The sequence below is a fragment of the Gordonia sp. NPDC003422 genome (assembly GCF_053588675.1).
In genome coordinates, this window is the sequence record NZ_JBSFQL010000007.1 from 160,328 (window position 1) to 185,192 (window position 24,865).

Consider the following 24,865-nt stretch of genomic DNA (forward strand, 5'->3'; position numbering starts at 1 on the left):
CCCGCCGGCCAGTGTCCTAGTTCGACGCCTCGTCACCGATGGCGGGTCCCAAGAGGTCGTCGGCGTCGGTGATCCGGTAGGCGTACCCCTGCTCGGCGAGGAAGCGCTGACGGTGGGCGGCGTAGTCGGCATCGAGGGTGTCGCGGGACACCACCGAGTAGAAGTGTGCTTGTCCGCCATCGGATTTGGGACGCAGCAGGCGTCCGAGCCGCTGTGCCTCCTCCTGCCGCGAACCGAAGGTACCCGACACCTGCACCGCCACCGACGCCTCGGGGAGGTCGATGGAGAAGTTCGCCACCTTGGACACGACGAGGGTCTGCAGTTCGCCGGACCGGAATTGGTCGAACAGCACCTCACGATCCTTGTTCTTGGTGGAGCCCTGGATCACCGGGGCGTCGAGCTCACGGCCGAGTTCCTCGAGCTGGTCGATGTAGGCGCCGATGACCAGCGTCTGGGAACCGTTGTGCCGCGCCAGGATCGACTTCACGACGTTGACCTTGGTGTGGGCGGTGGAGCAGAGTTTGTACTTCTCCTCCGGCTCGGCGACGGCGTACTGGAGACGTTCGTTGTCGGTGAGGGTCACCCGGACCTCGATGCACTCGGCGGGCGCGATCCAGCCCTGCGCTTCGATGTCCTTCCACGGGGCGTCGTAGCGCTTGGGGCCGATGAGGCTGAACACGTCGCCCTCGCGGCCGTCTTCGCGCACGAGGGTGGCGGTGAGTCCGAGGCGTCGTCGGGATTGCAGGTCGGCGGTCATCCGGAACACCGGGGCAGGCAGGAGGTGTACCTCGTCGTAGATGATGAGACCCCAGTCGCGGGAGTCGAACAGATCGAGATTTCGGTACTCGCCCTTCGACTTTCGGGTCATCACCTGATAGGTCGCGATGGTGACCGGCCGGATCTCCTTGCGTTCGCCGGAGTACTCGCCGATCTCCTCCTCGGTGAGCGTGGTGCGGGCGATGAGCTCACGCTTCCACTGACGTCCGGCGACCGTGTTGGTGACCAGGATCAGCGTGGTGGCACCCGCCTTGGCCATCGCGGCGGCGCCCACCATCGTCTTGCCCGCGCCGCAGGGCAGGACCACCACGCCGGAGCCGCCGGCCCAGAAGGAGTCCGCGGCCATCTCCTGATAGTCGCGCAGGTGCCAGTTGCCCTCATCGAGTGCGATGGGGTGGGCCTCACCGTCGACGTAGCCGGCCAGGTCCTCGGCCGGCCATCCGACCTTGAGCAGGATCTGCTTGAGGCGGCCACGCTCTGACGGATGCACGACGACGGTATCGTCGTCGATGCGCGCGCCGAGCATCGGGGCGACCTTCTTGTTGCGCAGCACCTCCTCGAGGACGGCGCGGTCGAGGCTGACCAGCGTCAGGCCCTGGCTGGGGTGCTTGACCAGCTGCAGCCGGCCGAACCGGCCCATGGTGTCGACGACGTCCATCAGCAGCGGCTGCGGCACGGCATAGCGCGAGTACGTGACGAGGGCGTCGACCACCTGCTCGGCGTCGTGGCCGGCTGCCCGCGCATTCCACAGGGCCAGCGGGGTCACCCGATAGGTGTGTACGTGTTCGGGCGCGCGTTCCAACTCGGCGAAGGGTGCGATCGCCGCACGGGCCGCGGGGGCGTCGGGGTGGTCGACCTCGAGCAGCAGCGTCTTGTCGGATTGCACGATCAGGGGTCCATCGGTCACCCGATCCATTGTCCAGGTCAGTGCAAATCCGGGCCACCCCGTTCACCGCCCGCGGAAACGAGTGAATCAGAAAACGCGCAGACCCAGCCGACGTCGGACGCGCAGGTCGAGCAGGTTCAGATGCAGCATGCCCTTGACGACGGGTCCGAGGATCGGGTCGACGAGGCGGAATCCGGCGAGCGTGGCCCGGTAACGACGTGCGTCACGCTCGGTCCATTCCCACCCCATGAGGTCGCGGACCTCCTCGGGCAGTCCGCCGCTGATCACATAGGTCAGGAAGGAACCCAGCGTCACGTGCGCCAGCGTCCCGAGTCGCCCGACGCGATACTCGAGGAACGACAGGTCCGACAAGCTCTGCAACTCCTCGCGGACCGGTGGATCGATGCGTAGGCGTGTCACCTCGTCGTTCCAGTAGCGGATCAGCTCGTCGTAGCTGTGCGGCCACTTCGACACCGGCACGTTGAGCGCGGTCCCCAATGGGTGACCCATGCGCACCACCAGCTCCTTCTCCCGCGCCGACAGCGGACCGTAGAGGAGTTCGTACTGGTCGATGAAGTACTTCAGCAGGCAGACGGCGACCCAGAGCTGCAGTCGCGCGTCGCTCGCGCTGTAGCGGACCGGGCTCTGCGCGGTCGAGTACACCTGCTGGTGGATTCGGCCGACCTCTCGGTGGACATACGCCTGATCGTCGGCGTTGCCGAGGAGCGCCACCGCCAGGAAGGTGCCGGTGGTGCGGCCGCGTTTGATGGGTCGTTTGATGGCGTTGCCGGAGTCGACGCGGCTCTCGTTGACGCCGTATCCGACCTTCGGGTTGGCCAGCTGCATGATCACGTTCGCGCCGGCGATGGTCGGTCCGAGGCCGGTGACGAGGTCGGCGGGTTGCCGAATCGGGCGACGACGCCGGGCGCGCGGGATCGCGGCCACGAGGTCGTGCTGGTAGGTGTCGACGACGTCGGGCGGATCGATGAACTCGGGCGCCGCGGTCATGGCTTGGCCGCCTCTCGTGTGGTGAAGAAGTCCGGCAGCTTCGGGGTCGGGGTGATACGCCGGAACGGATACCGATCGGTGCACAGATTGCGTTCCAGGACGTCGTCGACCACATGCCAGTAATACGCCCAGAATTCGACGCGGGTGGGCGGAATGACGCGTTCGGACTCGCCGAGGACTCGTGCGGTGCGTTTCCAGTCCTCGTAGAGGGCGTCCTCGAGTTCGTCGTCGACCCGCCCGCCGAACGCCCGACGGATGTCGGCCTGCGTCGAGTAGCCGGTCGCGGCCACCCAGAGGAATGCGTCGGCGTTCAGGGCGTGATACGAACGTCCTTGATTGTCAACATCTTTCACCTGGCTGTGGATCGCGCGTAGATGTTCGGAAGCGACGCGGGCACCCTCGTCGCCGTGCCCGCCGTAGATGGCGAACATCGTCTTGAACCGCCGGGTCAGGGTGCCCCACCGGTCGGTGTCGAATCTGGAGTGTTGGCCCACACCCGCCCCGACCACGGGGTGGGCCACCTCCAACCAGATGGTCGACCGTTTCATTCGGACCCGCTCGCTGCGCTCCCGGCGTCCAGGGCGCCGAACAGGCCACGCCAGTCGTTGCCGTACTGCCAGCTGGCCGAATCCGGCCCCAACGGCTGGGCCGATGGTTCCGCCGATCCGACGTCGTCGCTCGATCCGGAATGTCTGGTGTCCACTCGCATCGTCGCGCCCCCCGAATCCTGTCTGATAGATAAGGCGGCGCTAGTCTATCAAAATGAGACGTGGAGCACACTTAACCTCGTGGTGGCGATCGTGGAGGTGGGAAGAGTGCGGCCTCGCTACAGAAACCGCACTTGTTGCCAGAAACCGCCGGTGCGGCCAGAAACCGCTGGTGCGCCTCGGGTTTCTGACCAGACACGCGGTTTCTGAAAGCGCGACACGCCGACGACGCGCCCCGGGGGTGGGAGAAGCTGCCGTCGCGACCACGATCTTGGGCGCCCGCGCAAACCCTTCTCGCCCGACGGTCTGCTGAGATCTGCTCGCACGTCGAGCACAGAAGGCGCTATCCGCCGCACAAGAAACCTAGGGGAAGAAAACTCGTCCCCTACCCCTGGTGTCTTCCCCCAGAAATTTCTCGCGGACGACTACAAACCCCGGGGAAGAACTTCTTCCCCTAGATTCTGCGGGCACGGCACTAACGTATTTGCCCAGTTCAGCGCTGTGGTCACCGAACTCTTCGAGTCAGCGACCGGTCGCTTGGAGCAGCGGGACCAGGTAGGTCTGCGCGAAGCGCCGTGCTGCGGCGGGGTCGGCGATGGGGATGGCGCTGTCGTCGGGCGCTTCGATGAGGGAGTTCATCAGGCGGGAGATCATCTCGCCGACGATGACGAGGTCGAGGTCGGCGGGCAGTCGGCCCGCCTCTTGCCACGGCCGGAGGCTGGTGGCGATTGTCGAGCGGCCGAGGCTGATGATCGTCGCGTCGTTCAGGAACGCCGACAATTCGGCGGCCTCGCCGGACTCGCGCAGATTTCGGGTGAGGAGTTTGGGTTGTGAGGCTTCGTGGACGAAGGCGGTGAAAGTCTCGACGACAAGTTCCTCGGGGCCCGACGCCGATGCACCCGCAGCCGACAGGAGATTTCCGAGCCGGATCGCCTCGTCGATGATCGCGTAGCGGACGATGCGCTTGCGGTGGCCGAATCGCCGGTAGACCGTGGCGACCCCCACCCCGGCTGCGTGCGCGATGTCTTCCATTGTGGTGTCGGCGAATCCGCTCTCGGAGAATCGGATTCGCGCGGCGGTCACGATCTTGCGCGCAGTGGGGTCGAGGTTGCCGGGCAATTCCCACGGCGAGTCCGCGTCGGTCATCGGATTCCTCGGAAACGTTGCACCCGACCAGTTTACGTCCACGCCGAAGGCCACCCGGGATCGGAGGTGCCTCCGACCCCGGGCAACCATCTCAACCCTTGACACACACCACCTGGCGCAGGCGGGCGACGACCTCCACGAGATCGGTCTGCGCGGCGATCACCGAATCGATGTCCTTGTACGCGGCCGGGATCTCGTCGACCACACCCGCGTCCTTCCGCGACTCGACACCTTGGGTCTGGGCCACCAAGTCCTCGGCGGTGAACATCTTGCGTGCCTTGCTCCGGCTCATCGTCCGCCCCGCGCCGTGCGACGCGGAGTAGAACGAGTCGACCGACCCGAGGCCGCGCACCACGTACGAACCGGTACCCATCGACCCGGGGATCAACCCCAGCTCGCCTGCCACGGCGCGGATGGCGCCCTTGCGGGTGACGAGCAACTCAAGGCCGTCGATATGCTCGGTGGCCACGTAGTTGTGGTGGCAGCTGATCGGCTCGTCGAACACGACGCGCCGCTGCGCGAAGCTCTCCCGGACCGCACTGCACACAAGCGCCAGCATGACCCGGCGGTTGCGCGCAGCGTATTCCTGCGCCCAGTCGAGGTCGTGTCGGTAGGCATCCATCTCCGCTGTCCCGGAGACGAATACGGCAAGATCACGATCGGACAGGTCCGCGTTGTGGGGCAGCTTCGCCGCGATGGACATGTGCCGCTCGGCGAGTTCCTTGCCGATGTTGCGCGACCCCGAGTGCAGCATGATCCACACATGGGATTCGGCACCGTCGGCGGGCTCGTCGAGGCAGATCTCGATGAAGTGGTTGCCGCCACCGAGGGTGCCCATCTGCTTGCCGGCGCGGGTATCGAGTTGCCGCACACCGCGATGCAGATCACCGAACCGGGACCAGAATCCGTCCCAGCCGCCGCCGACCTGCAGTCGCCGGATGTTGACCGGCTCCTTGTGCGACGTGAAGCCCACCGGCACCTTCGCCTCGATGGCGCCGCGCAGTCCGGAGAGGTCGTCGGGCAGGTCCGACGCGGTGAGATCGGTTCGGACGGCTGCCATTCCGCATCCGATGTCGACGCCGACCGCAGCCGGGCACACGGCATCGCGCATGGCGATGACCGAGCCGACGGTGGCGCCCTTGCCGACATGGACGTCGGGCATCACCCGGACCCCGTGTACCCACGGCAGAGCAGACACCCGGCGGAGCTGGTTGAGCGCCTGGTACTCGATCGACGTCTCGTCGGCCCACAGCAGGGTGGAGGCGGACGCGCCGGAAAGGGGTACCGGGAACTGGGTGTTCATGATTCTTCCTGTGGTCGTGAGGTATTCGCCACGGGTGTGGCTCGACCACCGTACGCGCGCGGTGGACGGCGGTCGAGCGAGTTTCTCGAGCTCAGTTGTCCAGCAGTTCGATGCTGGTGATCCGGTGCAGCGAGAAGCGTTGTTCGTCGTCGGTGCCATCTTCGAGTGCGACGAGCTGTCCCGCGCCCAGGGTGCGTGGGCTCACCACGTGGCGGCTGGCCGATCCCTGGGCGTCGACGTACCCGACACGCAGGCGCCGGTTGGCCCGTAGCGCCAATTGGATCAGGGCCGTCGAGCTCTCGCCGCCGCCGACCGCCCGAACCGGGGCGCGCGAGGTGCCGGCCGGCGTGGCGGCATCAGCGCGGTCGTGAGATCGCATGCGGTTGACCACATTTCGGATCTGCTCGGCCGACGGTGGGGTGCGTCTGGGTGGCAGGTGCCGGTTCTGGCGCGCAACGTTCACCCGGCTGCCGTGCTGCCGCAGGTCGACGATGGTGCCCGACGAATCCTCGCCGGCCGGCGCGAATCCGGCTGCACGCAGTTGGTCGAGCACGTCACGGAGCTCCGACGGTGATACGGCGACGGTCGGCGCCAGGGCGCGCAGGGCGAGGGGTTCGGCTGCCGGAGAACGAAGTACGGCCGCCATCGTGGTGGCGTCCTCGCATCGGATGAACGAGGATGCGATCCCGACCCGCAGTTGGCCATGCTTGCGGCCGACGTCTTCGATCAGGTAGGTCAGCGACTGGGGGACCGGTGTGCGGGAATGGGTGGTGAACATGGCGACCAGTTCGCTGCTGCTGCGCCCGGCATCCAGGGCGCGTCGTACGCTCTCCTCGGAGACGCGGTAAACCGAAGCGGCGCCGCCGGATTCGAGATCGGCGACGAGTTCCACCTGTTCGGCGAGTTCGGGTGTCATCGGTCCGGGTACGGTCAACGTGAGGTCGGCTTGGGTCAGGAAGTGGTCCACGGGTTCGGGGAGGGCCGCGTGCATGGCCTTGTGGGTGGCGGCCTCGATGTCAGTGGGATCGCCGTCGGCGATGGCCGCCCGGCCGACCGCGGTGAGCGCCCCGTGTGCGACGACACCGAGTTGTCTTGCCTCATCCAGGGTTTCGCGGACCGTCGACAGCAGAAAGCGGCGCATCTGACGCGGTCGGCGCCACTGTAGCGCCGCGGTGGTCGCCTCCGGTGAGACAGTGACCGCCGGGCGGGCATCGGCGAGGGTGGACAGGACGAGTCGTCGGTGAATGGGGGCGTAGGCGTCGTGGAGTTCGCCGCCGAGCGCCGCCAGGGTGGTCCCGTCGATACCTGGCTCGCCGACCCGCCATGCGTTGCGGGGCATGTGCAACCACGCGTCGAGCAGTGCGGCCCACTGCCTTTCGCGTGGCTGGTGCAGCCAGCTGTCGGCGGACGCGGTGGGCGCAAAGGCTTGTTCCCCGGTGTCGCCCGCCGGCGGTGGTTCCGGGAATCCGGCGTCGATGAGGCGCAGGTAACCGGCGAGTTCGGCAAGAAGGGCAACGCGGCCCTGATCCAGGCCGGTGACCTTGGCCAGGCGGCGCAGCTCGCGAACTCCGAGCGCGCCGCTGCGGAGCACCGAGGCCGGCGTCGTGCCGAGCACACCCAGCAGGCTCGTCATGTGGCGGATCAGTTCGAGCGCCTCGCCACCCGCCGCGTCGTCGACCGCGCGGGCGCTGAATCGCGGTTTCGCACCCGGCTCGTGCAGCACTGGTGGGCGCAGATCGTCGGTGCGCAGTGGTGGTTCGCCACGCAGGATCGTGCCGACGGTCGGTGGGAGTTCGACGGTGTGATCGTCGACGCGGGCCAGCAGGCCGGCCTCGATGAGACGTGGGATGGGTGCGTTGGGGTCGGCTGCCGGCCCTGCGTCGCGGCTGCGGCCGAGTGCCGGGCCGCGAGAGAGCGTCTGCAACAGTTCGCGCTGGCGGTCGTCGAGCTTCTCGAGGAGGGCGCTGATGGTCTCGGGTGTACGCGTGCACAGCAGGCCGGTGAGGTGATGGGCCTTCCACGGCAGCGCGGCGTCGGCATGGGCCCCGGCCTGCAGCGTGGCGCCCTCGGTCCAGAGAACGGCGCGGAGTGTCAGCAGGTCGATGCGGTCTGCGATGTCTTGCGGATCAGCTCGATTGCCGATCGCGGTGACGATGGCGCCGGCCGTCGCGTGCGAACTGCCTGCGTTTCGACGAGCGCCGAGCGCCAGCGCCTGCTCGAGGACGGCAACGCTCAACAGGTCGAGATCCTCGCCGGTGTGTGCGAGCGACGCGGGCGCGAGCGCGCGCTGTGCGAGGACGGCGCTGCCCTGCGGGGGTGGCGAGGCGAGGTCGGGACGCTGCGCCAGCAGCTCGGCGAGTGCGTCGTCGGATCGGCCGGCCAGGTCTTGCGCGAGGCTGCGCCGCTGGTCATCCGAACTCATTCGATCGAGTCTACCGACGCCGGGTTCCGATTGCGGGGTCGCGGGTGACAGGCTGGGCTCATGCCAGTTGATTCTGTGCCGGCCGGGCCCGACACTCCGTTTCTGGCCGTGGACGCGGCACGAATGCAGCACAATCTGGATCGGGTGGCCGGGGTGGCCCGCGCCGCGGGACTGGAACTGAGACCGCACGCGAAGACGCACAAATGCCTCGAGGTGGCGCGGCGTCAGATCGCTGCCGGCGCGACGGGTTTGACCGTGGCGACGATCGGCGAGGCCGAGGTGTTCGCCGCGCACGCCGCCGCGACCGGATGTCGTGATCTGTTCATCGCCTATCCGTTGTGGGTGACCGGCACCAAGGGTCGCAGGCTGGCCGCGCTGGCCGACCAGGTGCGCGTTCGGGTCGGGGTCGATTCCGTCGAGGGCGCGCGCCAGTTGGCCGGTGAGCTGGGCACTCGGTCGGTCGAGGTGGTGATCGAGGTCGACTCGGGGCAGCACCGCACCGGGGTGGCGCCCGAGCGGTCAGGTGAAGTAGCCTCGGCGGCAAGAGATCTGGGTCTCGACGTGGTGGGTGTGTTCACCTTTCCTGGGCACGGATATGGGATCGGTGATACCCGGCGCGACGCGGCTCACGACGAGGCGAGGGTGCTTTCCGTTGCCGCGCAACGACTGTCCGACGAGGGGATCGAGCCTCGGGTGCGCAGTGGTGGCTCGACACCGACCCTGGACTTCGCCGACGGTGGGGTACTCACCGAGATCCGGCCCGGTGTCTACCCGTTCAACGACGCGCAGCAGTTGGAGATGTGCTCGTGCGGCATCCACGACGCGAGCCTGTGGGCGGTGACGACGGTGGTCCACCGCACCGGCCACCGCGTCGTCGTCGATGCTGGCAGCAAGATCCTCGGCGCGGACCGTCCTTCGTGGACAACAGGGTTCGGTCGTCTGCCGGATCACCTCGACGCCCGCGTGACGTCGCTGTCGGAACATCATGCCGTCGTCGAGTTCCCCGATGGTGCGGCTTCGGAAGGCATTCCGGCGATCGGATCACGAATCCGGTTGATTCCCAATCATGTCTGTACCGCCGTCAACCTGGTCGACGAGCTGATGATCGTCGACGATCGAGGTGATGTGACCGAGCGGTGGGACGTCGTGGCGCGAGGGGAAAACAGCTGACCAGGGCGTGTCTCCCTAGAAGTACACCTTTTGCGGCGTGGGTTGGTCGGTCGTGTTGCCGTTCCCCACTTGGCCGTTGCTGTTGTTGCCCCAACACAACACTTCGGAGTCCGATTGTGCGCAGGCAGTCCCGAAACCTGCGGCCACCGTCGTCAGACCTTCCGGTCCGGTCACCTCGTGCGGTATTGCCACCTGCCCGTCGCTCGAGAACCCGAGCTGGCCATCGGCGTTGTCGCCCCAGCAATAGGCTTTGCCTTGTGCGGCGGCGCACGTGGAAGTCCACCCGGTGGCAATCGACGTCACGCCGTCGAGTGCGTTGACGGGCGTCGGTGACGTGCGCTGGGTGGTCGTGCCGTCGCCGATCTGACCGTACGTGTTGTCACCCCAGCAATAGGCTTTGCCGTCGGCGGTGGCGCATGTTGTGCGGCGGTACTCGCCGTCCGCACTGTCTTCCGTGTTCGGGTCGTAGTTGTAGCCGCCGACGGACACCGAGGTGACCTTGTCCAGCGCGACCTTCGTCGGTGCCACTGGTTCCGTGGAGGTCGAGCCGTTTCCGACCTGCCCTGTTCGGTTGTCGCCCCAGCAATGCAGGCCGGTGTCGGCGATCGCGCAGGTGGTGCCGAATCCGGTTGCGATGGCCCGCACTCCGGTGAGACCGGGAACCTTGACAGGGCTTGTCGACGTCCGGGGTGTCGACGCCCCGAGCTGTCCGCGGTCGTTGTCGCCCCAGCAATATGCCTCGCCGGCTGAAATCGCACATGTGGTGCCCCAGCCGGTAGAGATCGCGGTGACGTCGCTCAATGAGCCGACCTGGGTGGGTGTCGACACGGTGGTGCCGGTCTGACCGTCACCGACTTGACCAAAGGCGTTGTCGCCCCAGCAGAATGCCTTACTGGCAGACACCGCGCAGGTCGTCGCCGGCCAGGTGTTGTCCGACTTGCGGAACGCGCCGATGCTGATATCGGTGATCTCGGTCATACCGCTGAGTGAGACGGGCGCGGGGCGTTCGGTCGTCGTTCCGTCGCCGAGTTGTCCGAAATTGTTGTTGCCCCAGCATCGAAGCGTGCCGCCCTGCGCCGCGCATGATGCTCCGCCGTCAGTCGCGATGAGCTTCTGCGCGGCCACGGTGGTGGATGTCTCGTCGGACCCCGATCGGGACTTGTTCCAGAAGAACACCCCGACACCGGCTGCCACGAGAAGCACGATGACCGCGGCCACCGACGCGACGATGAGGCCGGTTCGACGGCGCGCGGGCGGCGGAGGCGTCGGCGCGCCGGGTATCGGCCGCGGAGTGGAAATGCGATCGTGGTGCGGGGTCGGCGGTGGCGGAGTCTGCGGTGGTGGGGGCGTGAACGGTTGCGTCTGAGCGGTCAATGCGCTGCCGAGAGCGGCCGCGAACGCGCGACAGTTCGGAAATCGGTCGGCGGGGTTGCGCGCAAATGCCCGCGCGAACACATGGTCGGTGGCGGCCAGGTCGGGCCGCAGTTGCGAGACCGGCGTGATCGCACCGCGGACGTGCGCCATGACCACGGCCGACGGTGTGCTGCCCACCAGTGGCGGCTGCCCGGTCAGCAGCGCGTACGCCGTTGCGGCTAGTGAGTACTGATCCGCGGCGGGTGTTGCCTCGCCGCCGTCGATCACCTCGGGCGCGGAGTACGCGAGTGTGCCGATGAAGCCCTGGGTGCCGGTCAGTCCCGCCGTGTTGGCAAGTTTCGCGATTCCGAAGTCGAGCACCACGGTGCGTTCGATGGCACCCCCGCCATGTTCGATCCCGCCATGTTCGACCCCGCCGGGTTCCCGGGTCACGATGATGTTGGCGGGCTTGATGTCTCGATGGATCACCCGGTGCCGGTGCGCGTAGTCGAGCGCGTCGGCCACCTGGCCGACGACCTGGGCGACCTCGGCGGGCCGGAGACGCTCGGCCGAAAGATCCCGCCCTTCGATGTAGCTCATCGAAAACCACGGCGCCCCGTTGTCGATGCCGTACTGGTGGACCGTGATGATGCTCGGATGGTTCAGCTTGGCGGCGGTTCTGGCCTCGTTGGTGAAACGCTGCTGGAAGCTCGGGTCGCCCGCGCCTGCGATCGAGATGACCTTCAGTGCCTCACGTCGTTCCAGCGACGGGTTGTCGACGAGATACACCGCGCCCATGCCACCCTGACCCAGCTGCGAGAGAACGCGATAGCCGGCGATCTGACTTCCGGGACTCAGCGCCACCTCGATCTCCCTGGTCAAGTGGGTGGGGACGAGAGGGACGATACCGAATGGCCTGATGATCGTGGTGCTGACTCATTCAGTTGGTCAGGGTGGGACGGACTGGACGATCTTTGGGTGCCGAGGAGGTCGGTGCGGTCGCAGGCGCCATGGCAGAATGCTGGCTGTGACCGAAGAAACCGTGACCGAAGAAGCCGGCGCCGACAAGTCCGGCAAGAAGCGCTACGTCGACAACGGCTGGCCGTTCGCGGACGGCGAGCACGCAGTCTCCGAGTTCGCGACCAACATCTCGGGTGCGCTGTCGCCGTTCGGTGACGTCGAGTTCCCGCTGCCGCAGGACGAGCTGCCGTTCGTGCAGGCCAAGACGGTCATCAACCGCTGATCTGATGTCGTCGGCCAGTTCCGCCGACCGCGACCCGGGCCTCACCCACATCGACGAGTCGGGGACGGCCCGGATGGTCGACGTGGGCGGCAAGAAGAGCACCAACAGGCGTGCTGTGGCCGGTGGGACGTTCTGCACCACGGCCGAGGTCATCGACCTGCTCAGTCAGGCCAAACTGCCCAAGGGCGACGTCCTTGCCACTGCCCGCATCGCGGGCATCATGGCGGCCAAACGCACGTCCGAGCTGATCCCGCTGTGCCACCAGCTGGCGTTATCCGCGGTGGAGATCGACTTCGTCATCGGCGACGATCGGATCGAGGTCACCGCTACGGCCTCGACGTCGGGCCAGACGGGAGTCGAGATGGAAGCGTTGACCGCCGTCGCTGTCACCGGCCTCACCCTGCACGACATGGTGAAGGCCGTCGACCGCCGCGCGCACATGGACAACATCCGCCTGCTGGAGAAGACCGGTGGCAAGTCGGGCACCTGGCGGCGGGACGACGATGTCTGACGACGCCGCACCCGGCCGTGAACTGCGCGCCTGGATCGTGGTCGCGTCGACGCGGGCCGGTCGCGGCCAATACCTGGATCGGTCCGGGCCGATCATCGCCGAATGGCTGACTGCGCAGGGATTTGTGGTTGACGAGCACATCGTCGTCGCGGACGGGCCACCGGTCGGCGAGGCGATCCGAGCGGCCCTATACGCCGACGCACACCTCGTGATCACCACCGGCGGAACGGGTCTCACCCCGACCGACCGGACTCCCGAGGAGACCCGGCAACTGCTCGACTTCGAGATTCCGGGTCTCGCCGATGCCATCCGCGCCGCGGGCCTGCCGGCCGTTCCGACGGCTGTGCTGTCGCGAGGAACAGCGGGCGTGGCCGGCTCGTCCCTCGTGGTGAACCTGCCCGGCTCCACCGGTGGTGTCCGGGACGGCCTGGAGGTGCTGGCCGGCGTCGTGCACCACGCCATCGACCAGATTCACGGCGGTGACCACCGGTGAGTTCGCCGCAGATCCGCACGGCCGTCGCCGAATCATCCATTGATTTGGTCGAACATGAGGCGTGGGTCGCCGACGCCGCGGGCGGACGGGCCGGAGCCATCGTCGGATTCGTGGGTGCGGTGCGCGACCACGACGGCGGTAGGGGAGTGACGGCGCTCTCGTATTCGTCGCATCCCACCGCGCCGAACGTGCTCGATGAAGTGGTCGGCGAGATCGTCAAAGATGCTCAGGTGCGTGCGGTTGCGGTGTCGCACCGCGTTGGCGACCTCGTGGTCGGCGACGCCGCGTTCATCGTGGCGGTCGCGGCCGATCATCGTCGCGCCGCCTTCGAGATCTGCGCGCGCCTGGTCGACGAGGTGAAGGCCCGACTGCCGGTCTGGAAACATCAGTTCTTTGTCGACGGCAGCGACGAATGGGTCGGGTCGGCCTGATTCGCGGATCGCTGACCCGAAGAGTTCGGTGACCAGCCTTCTGACCTGGGTAAACACGATACTGTCGTGCCCGCAAAATCTCGGGGAAGAAGTTTCTTCCCCCGAGGTTCACAATCGTCCCCTACAAATTCGAATTTCTGGGGGAAGACACCAAGGGTCGGGGACGAAGTTTCTTCCCCGACTTTTGTGGGCGCATGTTCCTGGCGTCGCCGTCGGCGGAACGCGGCGACCGGCAATCGGTGACTGAGATCGGGCCCGTCAGCGTCCGCTTCTGGGATATACCCGGAGGACCACCGTCAGGGGCCCGATCCTGGCCACCGGCCCAACCGCCAACCCTTCCCGCCTCCACGATCGTCGGCAACGCCGACGGAGGGACGCTGACTCGAAGGCGAGTCGCCCGACACCCGCTGAACTGGGGAAATGCGTCTGGTCGTGCTCGCAAAATCTAGGGGAAGAACTTCTTCCCCGAGGTTCGTAGTCGTCCGCGAGAATTTTCTGGGGGAGGACTCCAAGACCAGGGGAAGAGTTTCTTCCCCTACTTTTTGGGCTCGCGAGGAGCCTCGTCGCCACCCCGCGACCGTCGGTGAGAAATGGAAAAGGGCCCCGCACGGATCAGTCATCGTGCGGGGCCCTTCGACAAGGGGCCCGGGTGGGCGGATCGTCAGACGATCAGGGCACCGGAATCAGGTGCTTGTTCTGGTTGAACAGCTTGATCTGCTCGGGGCTCAGCTGGACGCCAGTGCCCTTGGCAGCGGCCCACATCTGCTTGACCTCGGGACGCACGTTGGCGGCGTCGAGCGAGCTGTCGACCTGGTTGGCGACATCGCCGGTGGTCTTCGCGTCGGGCGCGCTGGAGAGGTTGAACTCCGGGGTCTTGGGCTTCGGCTTCGGCGCGTTGAGGTTCGGGGTGTCGGTCGGCGCGGTGCGCGGGGTCGGACCCGACAGCGGGCCACCGCAGCTCGGCCATGCGCCCTTGCCCTGGCCGGCGAGCACACGCTCGGCGACGACGATCTGCTCTTCGCGGGTGGCCTGATCGGCGGTCGGCGCGAACTGGGTTCCGCCGTGGCCGGCCCAGGTGCCCGGGCTGAACTGCAGGCCGCCGTGGTAGCCGTTGCCGGTGTTGATGGCCCAGTTGCCGCCCGACTCGCACTGGGCGACCTGGTTCCACTCGGCGTCGGTGGCCGCGCTGGCCGAACCGGTGCCCATGAGTGCGGCGCCACCGCCCAGAACCGCTCCGGTGAGAGCGACCTTGGCGAGAGTCTTGGTGGTCGTGTTGGTCGTCTGCTTGCGATGACGTCCGGACATGAATCGAATTCCTCTCTCCACGCGCCTACGAAGTCAGCTGTCGGGTTCGAGCGAGAGGCTGCTCGGTCCCGGGGCCTGACTGCTGCCCCGGGGACTTAACCCCAAGGACATCCGCGTGGATGCCCGGTCTCAGGGGATGAGGGTGGGTCCCCCGTCCTCGCTCCTAGAAATCTGGTTCTTGGTCCGTCTCGTCAGCGGAGCGAGGCTCGGCGCGGCCGACGGGACGTTATCGTTCTGTTTGCTTTGTCGTGACCCCCCGTGGGCGGTCGTCTCGTACAGTACGTCGTTCATTCGGTCGAATCACACGTCTCGTGAAAGCTGAATTCGGTGTCGAATTCCGGACTTTCGGCCCAAATTTGGTGTCATTGCAGTTCACGGCGCTAGTGGTCGTCTCGTGTCCTACTCGTTACCCTACCGTTATGTGAGCAAGGTCACACCGCAAATGTGGCCTCAGCCACCGGCAAACGGGGGGAGGACGTCGATGACTTCGCACGTGCCCAATCGTCGAGCACGGTCACACAGTGCGACCTCGTCGCGCAGATAGGAGCAGCGCTGCAGTACCGGAGCGAGAGAAGGCTTCTCGGCCGCGAGCAACCGCTCCAGATCGCCGAGCGTGGCGTCGGCGTCGATCTCGACGACGTCGTGCTCGGTCCCCGACGCCGCGCGCGCGGCAGCGAAGTAGCGGACGGTCAGGCGCATCGGGCGATCAACCGCCGATCGCCGACATCGGCCGCGACGGCTGGCGGAAGCCGGCGGTGTTGACCGAGTGCCCGGCGGCCTTGGCCCAGGCGTTGGCACGCCAGCTGTCGGCGATCGCTGCATCGATCTCGTGGTCCGCGAGCGTCCGCAGTGCGGAGCGCAGATCGGTCTCGGTCTCGGCGAACAGGCAGTTGCGCAGAGACCCGTCCGCGGTGAGGCGAGTCCGGTCACAATCCCCACAGAACGGCCGCGTCACCGACGCGATCACGCCGACCCGGGCCGGTTTTCCCGAGGCGGTCCGCCGGCCCCCGACGATCCACGTGGCCGCCGGTGCGCTGCCGCGGGGCGCCGGGTCGTCGTGCAGGTCGAACGTGCCCCTCAGCGTGGCGAGGATCTCGTCGGCCGTCACCATTTGTCCACGGACCCAGGCGTGGTCGGCGTCGAGCGGCATCTGCTCGATGATGCGTAGCTCGTAGCCGTGGCGCAGGCAGTACTCGAGCAGGTCGGGCAACCGGGCGAGATCGGTGTGGTCGGCGAGCACCGCGTTCACCTTCACAGGGTCGAGTCCGGCGGCGTGCGCGGCGGCCAGGCCGGCGAGGACGTCGTCGAGCCGGTCGCGCCGGGTGATCTCGGCGAAGCGCTGCGCATCGACGGTGTCGAGGGAGACGTTGATACGGCTCAGTCCGGCGTCGACGAGTCCTTGGGCGCGCCGGGTCAGCCCGAGCCCGTTGGTGGTCATCGCGATCTCGGGTCGCTGCGGCAACCCGGCGACCCGCGCGATGATCTCTTCGAGGTCGCGGCGCAGCAGCGGCTCACCGCCGGTGAATCGGATCCGCTCGATCCCGAGGTCGCGCACGGCGACGGTGAGGATGCGCACCATCTCCTCGGTGGTCAGGACGTCGGCGGTATCCATCCAGTCCAGACCCTCGGCGGGCATGCAGTAGGTGCACCGCAGGTTGCACCGGTCGGTAACCGACACCCGCAGATCACGAGCCACGCGGCCGAATGTGTCCACGAGCGGGCCGTCGACCGGGGCGGGCTCGCGCGGGTTCCACGTCGCGGGCTGCGCCACCCGACGCGTAGGTAACCCCAGCGCGACCGCGGTCATCAGTCGCCTCTACGGGCTTCCAGCGCGCGGAAAGTGCTGGCGTGGAACACAAGTGGCTCGACGGTCGGGTCGGCTCGCAGGGTCTCGATCTCGAGCAGGACGACGGTGTGGTCGCCCGCCTGGATCTCGTTGTGGATGGTGCAGGACAAGTGGGCGGCCGCGTCCGGTACGAAGACGGCGCCGTTGTCGGCGAGCAGCGGGGTGATCCCGTCGAAGCGATGTTCGGCGGCGCCGGCGAGCTGACGGCACAGCAGCGACTGGTCGCCGGCAAAGACGCTGACCCCCACCGCGTGTGCCCCGCGCAACCGCGGCCACGTGCTCGACGTGTTCTGCACACAGACCGAGACGAGCGGTGGATCGAGCGACACCGTGGTGAACGAGCTCGCGGCCATTCCGATCAGTTCGCGCGAATCTGCGTCGGCCGGGTCCTGCGCGCACACCGCGACCACACCGGAGGGGAAACAACTGTAGGCGGCGCGTAGGGCGGCGGCGTCCGACGCGGGCGCCAGATCCGGGCCGATGTGCTGTGTGACGGTCACGGTCTCACCTCACCCTTCGCCCGGAACGCAGCGCGGCCACCAGGCCGAGGACAAAACCGAGCGGTGCGCACATCGTCAGCAGGTAGACGGCGGTGGGTGCCGTGGATCCGTCGGCCACCAGAGGTGTCACGAACAGGGCCACGACGGCCAGCACGCCGATGACGAAAACCACCCCGGCGATCGCGACCAGGCGTGGTGATCCAGCACGTTGCATACCTCCACGGTAATGCACTGCAACCGCGATCCGACGCCGAGCGGTACGCGCACCGGTAATGCCCGTGACGGCCCGATCTCCGGTTGGCTACCATGGACAAACCAGACGCCTTGCTCATCGGTCCGAGCTTGTTCTTGTGAGGATGGGTGACGGCGTCTTTTGTTGTGACAGATCCGATCAGATGAAGGTGAGCACGGTGCCGACCGGCAAGGTGAAGTGGTACGACGCGGACAAGGGCTTCGGATTCCTCGCGCAGGACGAGGGCGAGGACGTCTACGTCCGCTCCTCGGCGTTGCCCGAGGGTGTCGAGGGCCTCAAACCGGGCCAGCGTGTCGAATTCGGCATGGCTGCGGGACGGCGTGGGCCGCAGGCGCTCAGCGTGAAGGTTCTCGAGCCGGCGCCGAGCGTCGCCAAGAACACGCGAGAGGCAGTGCGCAAGGAGACCAAGCGGCACAGTCCCGACGAACTGCACGGCATGGTCGCCGATCTGATCACCCTGCTCGAAGCCAAGGTGCAACCGGACCTGCGCAAGGGCCGCTACCCCGACCGCAAGACGGCGCAGCGGATCTCCGAAGTGGTACGCGCGGTCGCCCGCGAACTCGAGCACTGACTCGAAGCGTTCGGTGAGCGACGCTGTGAACTGGGGAGATACGTCGGCGTCCTGCCGCAAAATCTAGGGGAAGAAACTTCTTCCCCGGGGTTCGTAGTCGTCCGCGGGAAATTTCTGGGGGAGGACTCCAAGGCCCGGGGAAGAAGTTTCTTTCCCTACTTTTTGTGGGCACGGTGACTGCGATCGGACCGCCGCTTTTCAGACCTGCGGGATGACGTAGTCCTGCGGCTTGGTGTCGATGGCGAAGGTGCCACGCGCGGTGTCGATCGTGCCGTCGGGCCCGACGAGTGCCGACGGCAGATTGACCGTCAGACCGATCAGCACCCGGTCCGCCTGTGATCGCAGCATCACCGTGAAGGTCGTGCCGGATTGAAAGGTGCCCTCGTCCTCGATGAGACCCTTCGGCGTCGAATACAGGCGGGTTAGCGCCCAGGGGCCCTCCGCGATGTCGCCAGACACCGACAACGCGGCCGTCGAACCGATCGGCACCGCGACCTGTGGGGTCGGCGACTGGGGTGCGGAGAGCGGCGGGTCGCAGTGCCGGACGAAGATGTCGCACCAACGCACCGGTTCGATTCGGTGGAGATCGCCATCGACGCTCAGGTGCAGATACGGCACGTGCTCCTCGGGTGCGTCACGCACCAGGAGGAACACCGACACCCCGACGACCGCGACGAACGCGACCGCTACCGCGGCGATGATCGAGACGGCCTTCTTCTCACCACTGCTCAGATTCATAACGCTCAAATGGTCTCAGCGGTATTCGCCGTGGTTCGCACGGGGGTGGGTCCCCGGCGCACTGGGGTGCGGCCGGGTCGGTGCGGCACCGGGTCCGGAGGCGCGCTCGGTGCGCGGATGTGCGCGCACTCGTTCGGTGTTGGCCGCGGCGAAGGCCATCGTCGGCATCGCGTGATCCGGTCGGCGGCCGCCGAGCCCCGGCACCAGCGACGACCCGCGCATCGTCATGATCGTCTGCAACAGCCCGATCCCGAGCAGCACCGACACGACGGTGAACCCGAGCCACAGATACGGCGGCAGCAGTACTCCCAGCGAGGCGCCGAACACCCACGACAACTGGAGGACGGTTTCGGACCGGCCGAACGCCGACGCGCGCGACTCGTCGGGCAGGTCGTCCTGGATGGACGAGTCGAGGCATACCTTGCCGATCGCGCTGGTGCCGGACGCGACCAGCGCGGCCAGGCACGCGGCCGGCACGTTGCCGAAGATCGCGGCGAGCACTGCGACGACGAAGCACGCCGCGGTCGACCACACCACGATCATCGGTGGGTTCTTCAACTCCAGCCGAGTGCCGACACCGTTGCCGATCGCGTTTCCCACACCCGCCGCCGCACCGACCGCGCCGATCAGGAGCAGCTGGGTGAGCCCGCCCTCGTCGGGGTTTGCCGTCTGCTGCGCCTTGGCGTAGAACGCGATGAACAGGGTGAGGAATCCGGTCAGGATGCGGATGGTGCCGTTACCCCACAAGCCGGCGACGACCTTGCGGCCCAGCGGTTGCCGCATCTTGGCGGCGAGTCCCTTGGCACCGTCCTTGGCGCTGCCCAGCACACTCTCGTGCTCGGGGACCGTCGAGCGTGCGGGTTCGCCGTGATAGGTGAAGGTCGTCGGGATCTCGCCCTCGGTGACCTCGACCCAGGACGGGATGCGCATGCACAGGTAGGCGCCGGCGGCCGCGACGATCGCCAGCCACAGCATCGCGCCGGGGAGATGGAACGGCAATGCCTTGGCGAGGACCACCTCGATCAGGGCCGCGATCGCACCGCCGATGATGGTGCCGCCGACCAGACCGAACATCGTCAGGCGTGAATTCACTCGCGGCAGGTCGATGGTCGGCGGGACCACGCGTGGCGTGACCGCGGATTTGAGCACCCCGAACGATTTCGACAGCACCAGCAGACCCAGTGCGCACGGGTAGAGGACCCAGGGGTCGTAGTTGAGTTGCCCGGCGGCCTCGTCCCAGCTGACGTTGGCCATGATCAGCAGGGCAAGCACGACGCGCAGCCCGAAGGTCGTCGCCATCGCGATGCGTCGTCCTCGCTGCAACCGGTCGAGCAGCGGCCCGATCAACGGCGCGATCAACGCGAAGGGCGCGATCGTCAGCGCCAGATAGAGCCCGACGCTGACCTTGGACTCACCGGACGCGGCAGCGAAGAAGAGCGTGTTCGCCAGGGCCACGGCCATCGCCGCGTCGACCGCGAAGTTCGCGATCACCGGGAGCGTCAGCGCGGTGAGCCCCGACTGGTCGGCGCCGTCGGCGGTCGCGGCCCGCTGGATCTTGTCGATGCCGCGACCGGTCAGTTCGCGTCCGCGCAACGCCGCCACGCGCACCACGGTGAGCTTCTTGGGCATCCGGACGTTGTCCGGGGAGGTCGGCATCGCACGGGTGCCGGACCTGCCGTCATTCAATTGGTCGGTGGCATCCTGCTCGTCCAGCGGTGGCAGGTGGGGATTGTGGGTCGGTGGCGGCAGGTAGGCGTTCTGCCCGCGTGGGCCGGGAGCGGGGCGTCCGGGGCCGCCGGGCGTCCGCGGACCAAAACCGGGCGCCGGGCGCCGCGCTCGACGAGTGGTTTCCTGCGCCGGATAGTTGGCCGTACCAGGGTGATCGGCGCGGGGATCGGCTCGGGGGCGATCGCTTCTGCCGTTGTCGGGGCCGTAATACTGCGGCTGGGCACGGCGAGGATCATCGGCCGGCCGGTACTGGGGGTTCGCCGGACCGCCGGGGGCCCCGCGCCCCTCGTCATGTTGTCGGGAACTCGGTCGGTGCACTCCTCGATTCTTCCTCATCCGGGGCCCTGCCCGCTTGAAGCGGGCCGCCCGTGTACGACACCCGCATGGTGTTGCACACTGGAGAGGTGAGCGAACCCAGTGACATCGATCGAATCGGCGACACCTCGCCCCGGCTGTTGGACGCCGTTGATGTCGCCCGTGATGCGCTGATCGACGACGGTCAGCACCCGGGACCGCATCGTCGAAGCGTGGCCGAAGGTGACTGGGCGGCCGCTCACTACTTCGACGCCGACCTCGCCGGCTACCGCGGATGGCAGTGGTGTGTGGTGCTAGCGGGCGCGCCGGGCACCGACGAGATCACGGTGAGCGAGCTCGTGTTGCTGCCGGGTGACGGGGCGCTGCTCGCCCCGGCCTGGTTGCCGTGGGCCGACCGCATCAGCACGGGAGACCTCGCGGCCGGCGACCTGTTGGCCGCCGAACCCGACGACCCGCGTTTGGTGCCCAATCAGATCGACACCGGCGACGAATTCCGGTTCTCCTCCGACGAGCCCGACCCGGACGAGGTCGGGCAGGTCGACGGCGAGATCGGACTGGGCCGTCGGCGCCTGCTGAGCCGCGATGGCCGCGACGACGCCGCACAGCGTTGGTACGACGGTGATTTCGGCCCGGCGTCGGAGATGGCGCGAGCTGCGCAGTTCTCGTGCTGCAGTTGCGGCTTCTACATTCCGCTGAGTGGCGCGCTGCACGCCGCCTTCGGTGCCTGTGCAAACGAGTACGCCGCCGACGGCCGGGTGGTCTCCGCGGAATACGGATGTGGGGCGCATTCGGACGTGCCGCCACCCAAGGGCGGCGAGGGATCGCCTGCCTACGACGCCTACGACGACGGCGCGCTCGAGATCGTCGCCGCGGCGCAGAGCCTGCCGACCGGTTGAACCCCGCCGCCGCGCCGGACCCGTTCGACACCGCCGCCGTGCGCGCGGCAACCCTGGAATCCTGGCGGTCGTCTCCGACGCGACTCGCCGAAGACATCGCGGCCGAGACCGATCTGGTGACGGTCGGATACCGCGACCGACTCCTGACCGAACTCGCGGCCAACGCCGCGGACGCGGCCGCGGTCGCCGGTGAGCCGGGAGAGTTGGCGGTGTGGCTGTCCGGACGCGAACTGCACGTGGGCAACACCGGGGCGCCGCTGACCGTCGAAGGAGTGCGGTCGTTGTCGGCGTTGCGGGTGTCCGCGAAGCCGACAACCGCAGTGGCGGAAGGGAATTCGAGACAGGTCGGCCGATTCGGGGTGGGTTTCACGGCGACCGCGGTGGTGGCCGACCGGGTCGAGATGCGGTCGACGACCGGGTCGGTGGTCTTCGACCGTGCGCTGACCGAGGAGGTCATTCGTGAAGCCGGAGCGCGGCTGGCCGATTCGGTGGAGGTTCCTCTCCTTCGATTGCCGTGGCCGTCGGATGTTCGGCCGCGCAAGGGATTCGATACCGAAGTTGTCCTCTACCTCCGCGACGGTTCGGACAACCTCGTCGCGCCGATGATCAGCGAGGCGTCCGACTTGCTTCTGGAACTGCCTTCTCTGCAGCGAATCTCGGTGGGGGAAGTGGAGTTCGGGGTAGATCGGCACCGTCTGCCCGAGTTGTCGTCGGACGGGGCGGTCGTGACCCGCATCGCCCCGACCCGGGACGGCGTGCAGTCGGCGGCCTGGCTGCAGGTTGCGACCGGTACGACCCGTTGGCTCGCCCCGGTCGACGGCCCAACCGTTGCGGGGCATGACGTTCTGCGGGCGCCCACCCCGACGGGTATCGAACTGAGTTTGCCGTGCCGGCTGATTGCGGACCTACCACTCACTCCGGACCGCCGTAACCTGCACCCGAGTGCCGATATCGCCTCTGCGGCTGTGGGTTACGCCGATCTGATCAGACTCTTCGGGCCGCGCCGCCGACTGCGGCTGGTACCCGAGCCGCACCTCGCGCGTAACCGCGACGATGCGCGCCTCATCGACGCGGTGCTCGCGGACCTGCGTCGAACGTCGTGGTTGCCTGCCGCCGATGGTGCCGATCTGGTTCCATCGAGATCAGTCGTACTGGTCGGACTCACCGCCGAACTCGCCGACGTGCTCGGCGACCTGTTCGGCGACCTCGTCCACCCCGACATCTCCGACGCGGGAAGCACATCGGTGCTGGGTCGGCTCGGCGTCGTCGAACTGGGGTTGGCCGGACTGGCCGATCGGCTGACGGGCGTCGAGCGTCCGTCGCAGTGGTGGCAGCGCCTGTATGCGGCGCTCGCCCCGCTGGTGGGTACCGGCCGTGAGGTGGAAGAGATTGCCGCGCTGCCGGTTCCGCGGTCAGACGGGCGAATGGCGGTCGGTGCGCGCGGTTTGTTTGTCTCCGATCGGATCACCGGCGCGGCGCGATGGCTGCCGATGGTCGATCGGCAAGCGCGTCACCCACTCGTCGAACGTATGGGTGCCCAAGAACTGACCGTCGAACAGGCGTTGTCGGATCCCGCTCTGCGGCAGCTGATCGAGGACGCGGACCTCGACTCCGACGGCGGGCTCGCGGACGAAGTACTCGCGCTGGTCGCGGCCGATCCCGACGCCGCCCTTCCGGCTTGGCTTGCGCAACTGCCGCTGCCCGACGCCGATGGTGAGTGGCGCCCTGCCGACGAACTGCTATTGCCCGACAGTCCTCTCGGAGCCGTCCTCGTCGACGACCATCCCTTCGGGGTGGTGGATCGCGAGCTGACGCAGCGCCACGGTGCGTCGACGTTGCGCAGGGTCGGGGTGGGCTGGGGATTCCTTGTGGTCTCCGACGAACTCCCCACCGCCCCCGACCACGACCTTCCCGACGAGGAGTTGTGGTGGGATTCGCTGACCGAGCTGCCGGAAAGCCTCTCTGCGGTAGGTGATCTGGACCTCGTCGATGAGCAGCGCTGGGCGGCGGCGTTGACGCTGCTCGCCGACGACGAGGAGATCGTCGAGCTGCTGGGTGATCGAGACGGGTACACGGCGTGGTGGTTGCGGCGGTTCGCGATCATCGACGGCCACCCGCTCGGCGATTACCGTGCGCCCTCCGACGAGACTCTCGTCGGGGTTCTGGATCCGCTCGATCACCCACAGGCCGACGCCGTCGCCGGCGCGCTCGCCGAACTTCCGCCCGCGTCCGCGGCGGAGGCGTCGCGACTCCTCGACCGCCTCGGCGACCCCGACCGCGAGGTGAGTGCCGGTGTCGCGGTGTCGGTCCACGCGTCGATCGTCGGCGCGTGTCGGTCCGGGGTGATCGACCCAGCCGACATCGACCTGCCCGACCGGGTGCGCACACTGGCTGCAACGGCGGTCGCCGACGCGGTTGTTCTCGACAAACCGTATCTGCTGCAGATGGTTTCGGGAGAATCTGTGGTCTTGGCCGGAACAGCGGCCGAGGCTGCAGACGCCGAGACACTCGGCGTCGTGCTGGACTTGCCGCTCGCATCGGAGGCTTTCGCCGCCGAGATCCGGGATCCGGGTGATGCCGTGACGTGGTCGCATCCCGAGGCGGTGCGGTTTGCCGCTCAGCGGGGTGTCGAGGTGCGACACGGTGAGGTGCGAGTGCACGACGAGTTGTGGGTGACGTTGCGCCGCAACGATTCTGTGATCGAGTCGCGCGTGGGATGGTGGATCGACCATCAGGGCGTCACCCACCTCGAGCGCGCCGGCCATTGACCCAGGTACCGCTGCCTGAGGTGCTCGAGGCGCTAGTGTCGCGTTTCATTAATTCCTATTGGGTTGGGCTTTTGCGAGGATTTCGTCGGCGGTCTTTGTCCATACGAAGGGATGTTTGCGGTCGTTCCAGCCGGTGATGAAGGCACGGATTTTGGCGTTGAGGTCGGCGACCGAGGTGAAGATGCCGCGTCGGATGGCTTGGCGGTCGAGGATGCCGAACCAGATTTCGACGAGGTTGAGCCAGGACGCCGAGGTGGGTGTGAAGTGGACGTGAAAGTTGGTGTGCTCAGCCAGCCATGCCTTGACCTCGGGGGTTTTGTGCGTGGCGTAGTTGTCCATGACCAGGTGCAACTCCTGGCCTGGGTAGGCGCGGTCGAGCTGACGCAGGAAGGCCAGGAATTCCTGGCGGCGGTGTCGCGGCTTGACCGCGCCGGTCAGTTGGCCGGTGGCGATGTTGAGAGCGGCGAACAACGTGCTGGTGCCATGGCGCTTGTA

General features: G+C 67.5%; 24 protein-coding genes and 1 riboswitch. Of the genes, 8 read left to right on the forward strand and 16 right to left on the reverse strand.

Annotation, left to right across the window (positions count from 1 at the left end):
- Positions 1-16: 16 nt before the first annotated feature.
- The 7 genes from ACWDTF_RS08555 to ACWDTF_RS08585 form a co-directional block, all read right to left on the reverse strand.
- On the reverse strand, positions 17-1,684 hold the full coding sequence (locus tag ACWDTF_RS08555; protein ID WP_355278276.1) for a DNA repair helicase XPB: 1,668 nt from the start codon (positions 1,682-1,684) through the stop codon (positions 17-19).
- 66 nt (positions 1,685-1,750) lie between these two features.
- A complete protein-coding gene (locus ACWDTF_RS08560) occupies positions 1,751-2,671 on the reverse strand; it encodes an oxygenase MpaB family protein (RefSeq protein WP_449754277.1) in 921 nt (306 codons plus the stop codon).
- The gene (locus ACWDTF_RS08565) at positions 2,668-3,219 is read right to left on the reverse strand and encodes an oxygenase MpaB family protein (RefSeq protein WP_355278272.1); all 552 of its coding nucleotides are present in this window, start codon (positions 3,217-3,219) and stop codon (positions 2,668-2,670) included. Before ACWDTF_RS08565 ends, ACWDTF_RS08560 begins: the two co-directional genes overlap by 4 nt.
- The gene (locus ACWDTF_RS08570) at positions 3,216-3,374 is read right to left on the reverse strand and encodes a hypothetical protein (RefSeq protein ID WP_240857707.1); all 159 of its coding nucleotides are present in this window, start codon (positions 3,372-3,374) and stop codon (positions 3,216-3,218) included. Before ACWDTF_RS08570 ends, ACWDTF_RS08565 begins: the two co-directional genes overlap by 4 nt.
- Positions 3,375-3,900: 526 nt before the next feature.
- Positions 3,901-4,524, reverse strand: a complete 624-nt coding sequence (locus tag ACWDTF_RS08575) for a TetR/AcrR family transcriptional regulator (RefSeq protein ID WP_240857706.1) — start codon at positions 4,522-4,524, stop codon at positions 3,901-3,903.
- Between the two features lie 91 nt (positions 4,525-4,615).
- A complete protein-coding gene (locus tag ACWDTF_RS08580; protein WP_449754278.1) occupies positions 4,616-5,827 on the reverse strand; it encodes an RtcB family protein in 1,212 nt (403 codons plus the stop codon).
- 91 nt (positions 5,828-5,918) lie between these two features.
- Positions 5,919-8,249, reverse strand: coding sequence for a helicase-associated domain-containing protein (locus tag ACWDTF_RS08585; protein WP_449754279.1), 2,331 nt, complete (start codon positions 8,247-8,249; stop codon positions 5,919-5,921).
- A 60-nt stretch (positions 8,250-8,309) separates the two neighbouring features.
- On the opposite strand from ACWDTF_RS08585, the gene ACWDTF_RS08590 reads away from it, so the two are divergent.
- Positions 8,310-9,419 (forward strand): alanine racemase, encoded by a 1,110-nt coding sequence (locus tag ACWDTF_RS08590; RefSeq protein ID WP_240857703.1) that lies wholly within the window; start codon positions 8,310-8,312, stop codon positions 9,417-9,419.
- Positions 9,420-9,434: 15 nt separating this feature from the next.
- Here the strand turns inward: ACWDTF_RS08590 and ACWDTF_RS08595 are convergent, their stop codons facing one another.
- On the reverse strand, positions 9,435-11,636 hold the full coding sequence (locus tag ACWDTF_RS08595; protein ID WP_355279790.1) for a protein kinase domain-containing protein: 2,202 nt from the start codon (positions 11,634-11,636) through the stop codon (positions 9,435-9,437).
- 154 nt (positions 11,637-11,790) lie between these two features.
- Between ACWDTF_RS08595 and ACWDTF_RS08600 the strand changes: the two genes are divergently transcribed.
- From ACWDTF_RS08600 to ACWDTF_RS08615, 4 genes are read left to right on the forward strand one after another with little or no spacing between them, the layout of a single operon-like run.
- Positions 11,791-12,015 (forward strand): hypothetical protein, encoded by a 225-nt coding sequence (locus tag ACWDTF_RS08600; RefSeq protein WP_240857701.1) that lies wholly within the window; start codon positions 11,791-11,793, stop codon positions 12,013-12,015.
- A 4-nt stretch (positions 12,016-12,019) separates the two neighbouring features.
- A complete protein-coding gene (gene moaC / locus ACWDTF_RS08605) occupies positions 12,020-12,526 on the forward strand; it encodes a cyclic pyranopterin monophosphate synthase MoaC (RefSeq protein WP_240857700.1) in 507 nt (168 codons plus the stop codon).
- The gene (locus ACWDTF_RS08610) at positions 12,519-13,019 is read left to right on the forward strand and encodes a MogA/MoaB family molybdenum cofactor biosynthesis protein (protein ID WP_240857699.1); all 501 of its coding nucleotides are present in this window, start codon (positions 12,519-12,521) and stop codon (positions 13,017-13,019) included. Before moaC ends, ACWDTF_RS08610 begins: the two co-directional genes overlap by 8 nt.
- Entirely contained in the window at positions 13,016-13,450 is a 435-nt protein-coding gene (locus ACWDTF_RS08615) for a molybdenum cofactor biosynthesis protein MoaE (RefSeq protein ID WP_240857698.1), read from the forward strand. The genes ACWDTF_RS08610 and ACWDTF_RS08615 overlap by 4 nt, the downstream gene beginning before the upstream one ends.
- Before the next feature lie 669 nt (positions 13,451-14,119).
- Here the strand turns inward: ACWDTF_RS08615 and ACWDTF_RS08620 are convergent.
- The 5 genes from ACWDTF_RS08620 to ACWDTF_RS08640 all read right to left on the reverse strand — a co-directional run bounded on the left by ACWDTF_RS08620 (position 14,120) and on the right by ACWDTF_RS08640 (position 17,315).
- Positions 14,120-14,755 carry a transglycosylase family protein gene (locus tag ACWDTF_RS08620; protein ID WP_355279264.1) on the reverse strand — a complete coding sequence of 212 codons (636 nt, stop codon included), beginning with the start codon at positions 14,753-14,755 and terminating at the stop codon, positions 14,120-14,122.
- 6 nt (positions 14,756-14,761) lie between these two features.
- Positions 14,762-14,942, reverse strand: a riboswitch (cyclic di-AMP (ydaO/yuaA leader).
- A 263-nt stretch (positions 14,943-15,205) separates the two neighbouring features.
- A complete protein-coding gene (locus tag ACWDTF_RS08625; RefSeq protein ID WP_240857696.1) occupies positions 15,206-15,454 on the reverse strand; it encodes a MoaD/ThiS family protein in 249 nt (82 codons plus the stop codon).
- A gap of 7 nt (positions 15,455-15,461) precedes the next feature.
- On the reverse strand, positions 15,462-16,562 hold the full coding sequence (gene moaA, locus ACWDTF_RS08630; RefSeq protein WP_355279262.1) for a GTP 3',8-cyclase MoaA: 1,101 nt from the start codon (positions 16,560-16,562) through the stop codon (positions 15,462-15,464).
- A complete protein-coding gene (locus tag ACWDTF_RS08635) occupies positions 16,562-17,101 on the reverse strand; it encodes a flavin reductase family protein (protein ID WP_240857694.1) in 540 nt (179 codons plus the stop codon). Before ACWDTF_RS08635 ends, moaA begins: the two co-directional genes overlap by 1 nt.
- Before the next feature lie 4 nt (positions 17,102-17,105).
- Positions 17,106-17,315: a hypothetical protein gene (locus ACWDTF_RS08640; protein WP_240857693.1), complete on the reverse strand. Its 210-nt coding sequence runs from the start codon at positions 17,313-17,315 to the stop codon at positions 17,106-17,108.
- A gap of 196 nt (positions 17,316-17,511) precedes the next feature.
- Here ACWDTF_RS08640 and ACWDTF_RS08645 point away from each other — a divergent pair, with 196 nt between their 5' ends.
- Positions 17,512-17,925 carry a cold-shock protein gene (locus ACWDTF_RS08645; protein ID WP_240857692.1) on the forward strand — a complete coding sequence of 138 codons (414 nt, stop codon included), beginning with the start codon at positions 17,512-17,514 and terminating at the stop codon, positions 17,923-17,925.
- 198 nt (positions 17,926-18,123) lie between these two features.
- Here ACWDTF_RS08645 and ACWDTF_RS08650 read toward each other — a convergent pair whose 3' ends face one another.
- Together ACWDTF_RS08650 and ACWDTF_RS08655 are read right to left on the reverse strand one after the other, a co-directional pair.
- A complete protein-coding gene (locus ACWDTF_RS08650; protein WP_449754280.1) occupies positions 18,124-18,663 on the reverse strand; it encodes a DUF2771 family protein in 540 nt (179 codons plus the stop codon).
- Between the two features lie 15 nt (positions 18,664-18,678).
- Entirely contained in the window at positions 18,679-20,709 is a 2,031-nt protein-coding gene (locus tag ACWDTF_RS08655; protein WP_449754281.1) for an MFS transporter, read from the reverse strand.
- Positions 20,710-20,774: 65 nt separating this feature from the next.
- Here ACWDTF_RS08655 and ACWDTF_RS08660 point away from each other — a divergent pair, with 65 nt between their 5' ends.
- Both ACWDTF_RS08660 and ACWDTF_RS08665 read left to right on the forward strand, forming a co-directional pair.
- Positions 20,775-21,602: a DUF3027 domain-containing protein gene (locus tag ACWDTF_RS08660; RefSeq protein ID WP_433258254.1), complete on the forward strand. Its 828-nt coding sequence runs from the start codon at positions 20,775-20,777 to the stop codon at positions 21,600-21,602.
- Positions 21,599-24,370, forward strand: a complete 2,772-nt coding sequence (locus ACWDTF_RS08665) for a sacsin N-terminal ATP-binding-like domain-containing protein (RefSeq protein WP_449754282.1) — start codon at positions 21,599-21,601, stop codon at positions 24,368-24,370. The genes ACWDTF_RS08660 and ACWDTF_RS08665 overlap by 4 nt, the downstream gene beginning before the upstream one ends.
- A gap of 48 nt (positions 24,371-24,418) precedes the next feature.
- Here ACWDTF_RS08665 and ACWDTF_RS08670 read toward each other — a convergent pair.
- The coding region (locus ACWDTF_RS08670; protein ID WP_449754283.1) for an IS630 family transposase at positions 24,419-24,865 on the reverse strand (447 nt) is incomplete at its 5' end.

Coding starts and splice junctions, on each gene's coding strand:
- ACWDTF_RS08575 (WP_240857706.1), bottom strand. CDS start 4,524: ATGACCGACGCGGACTCGCCGTGGGAATTGCCCGGCAACCTCGACCCC.
- ACWDTF_RS08620 (WP_355279264.1), bottom strand. CDS start 14,755: ATGTCCGGACGTCATCGCAAGCAGACGACCAACACGACCACCAAGACT.
- ACWDTF_RS08585 (WP_449754279.1), bottom strand. CDS start 8,249: ATGAGTTCGGATGACCAGCGGCGCAGCCTCGCGCAAGACCTGGCCGGC.
- ACWDTF_RS08560 (WP_449754277.1), bottom strand. CDS start 2,671: ATGACCGCGGCGCCCGAGTTCATCGATCCGCCCGACGTCGTCGACACC.
- ACWDTF_RS08660 (WP_433258254.1), top strand. CDS start 20,775: ATGGTGTTGCACACTGGAGAGGTGAGCGAACCCAGTGACATCGATCGA.
- ACWDTF_RS08610 (WP_240857699.1), top strand. CDS start 12,519: ATGTCTGACGACGCCGCACCCGGCCGTGAACTGCGCGCCTGGATCGTG.
- moaC (WP_240857700.1), top strand. CDS start 12,020: ATGTCGTCGGCCAGTTCCGCCGACCGCGACCCGGGCCTCACCCACATC.
- ACWDTF_RS08650 (WP_449754280.1), bottom strand. CDS start 18,663: ATGAATCTGAGCAGTGGTGAGAAGAAGGCCGTCTCGATCATCGCCGCG.
- ACWDTF_RS08600 (WP_240857701.1), top strand. CDS start 11,791: ATGCTGGCTGTGACCGAAGAAACCGTGACCGAAGAAGCCGGCGCCGAC.
- ACWDTF_RS08640 (WP_240857693.1), bottom strand. CDS start 17,315: ATGCAACGTGCTGGATCACCACGCCTGGTCGCGATCGCCGGGGTGGTT.
- ACWDTF_RS08580 (WP_449754278.1), bottom strand. CDS start 5,827: ATGAACACCCAGTTCCCGGTACCCCTTTCCGGCGCGTCCGCCTCCACC.
- ACWDTF_RS08625 (WP_240857696.1), bottom strand. CDS start 15,454: ATGCGCCTGACCGTCCGCTACTTCGCTGCCGCGCGCGCGGCGTCGGGG.
- moaA (WP_355279262.1), bottom strand. CDS start 16,562: ATGACCGCGGTCGCGCTGGGGTTACCTACGCGTCGGGTGGCGCAGCCC.
- ACWDTF_RS08590 (WP_240857703.1), top strand. CDS start 8,310: ATGCCAGTTGATTCTGTGCCGGCCGGGCCCGACACTCCGTTTCTGGCC.
- ACWDTF_RS08565 (WP_355278272.1), bottom strand. CDS start 3,219: ATGAAACGGTCGACCATCTGGTTGGAGGTGGCCCACCCCGTGGTCGGG.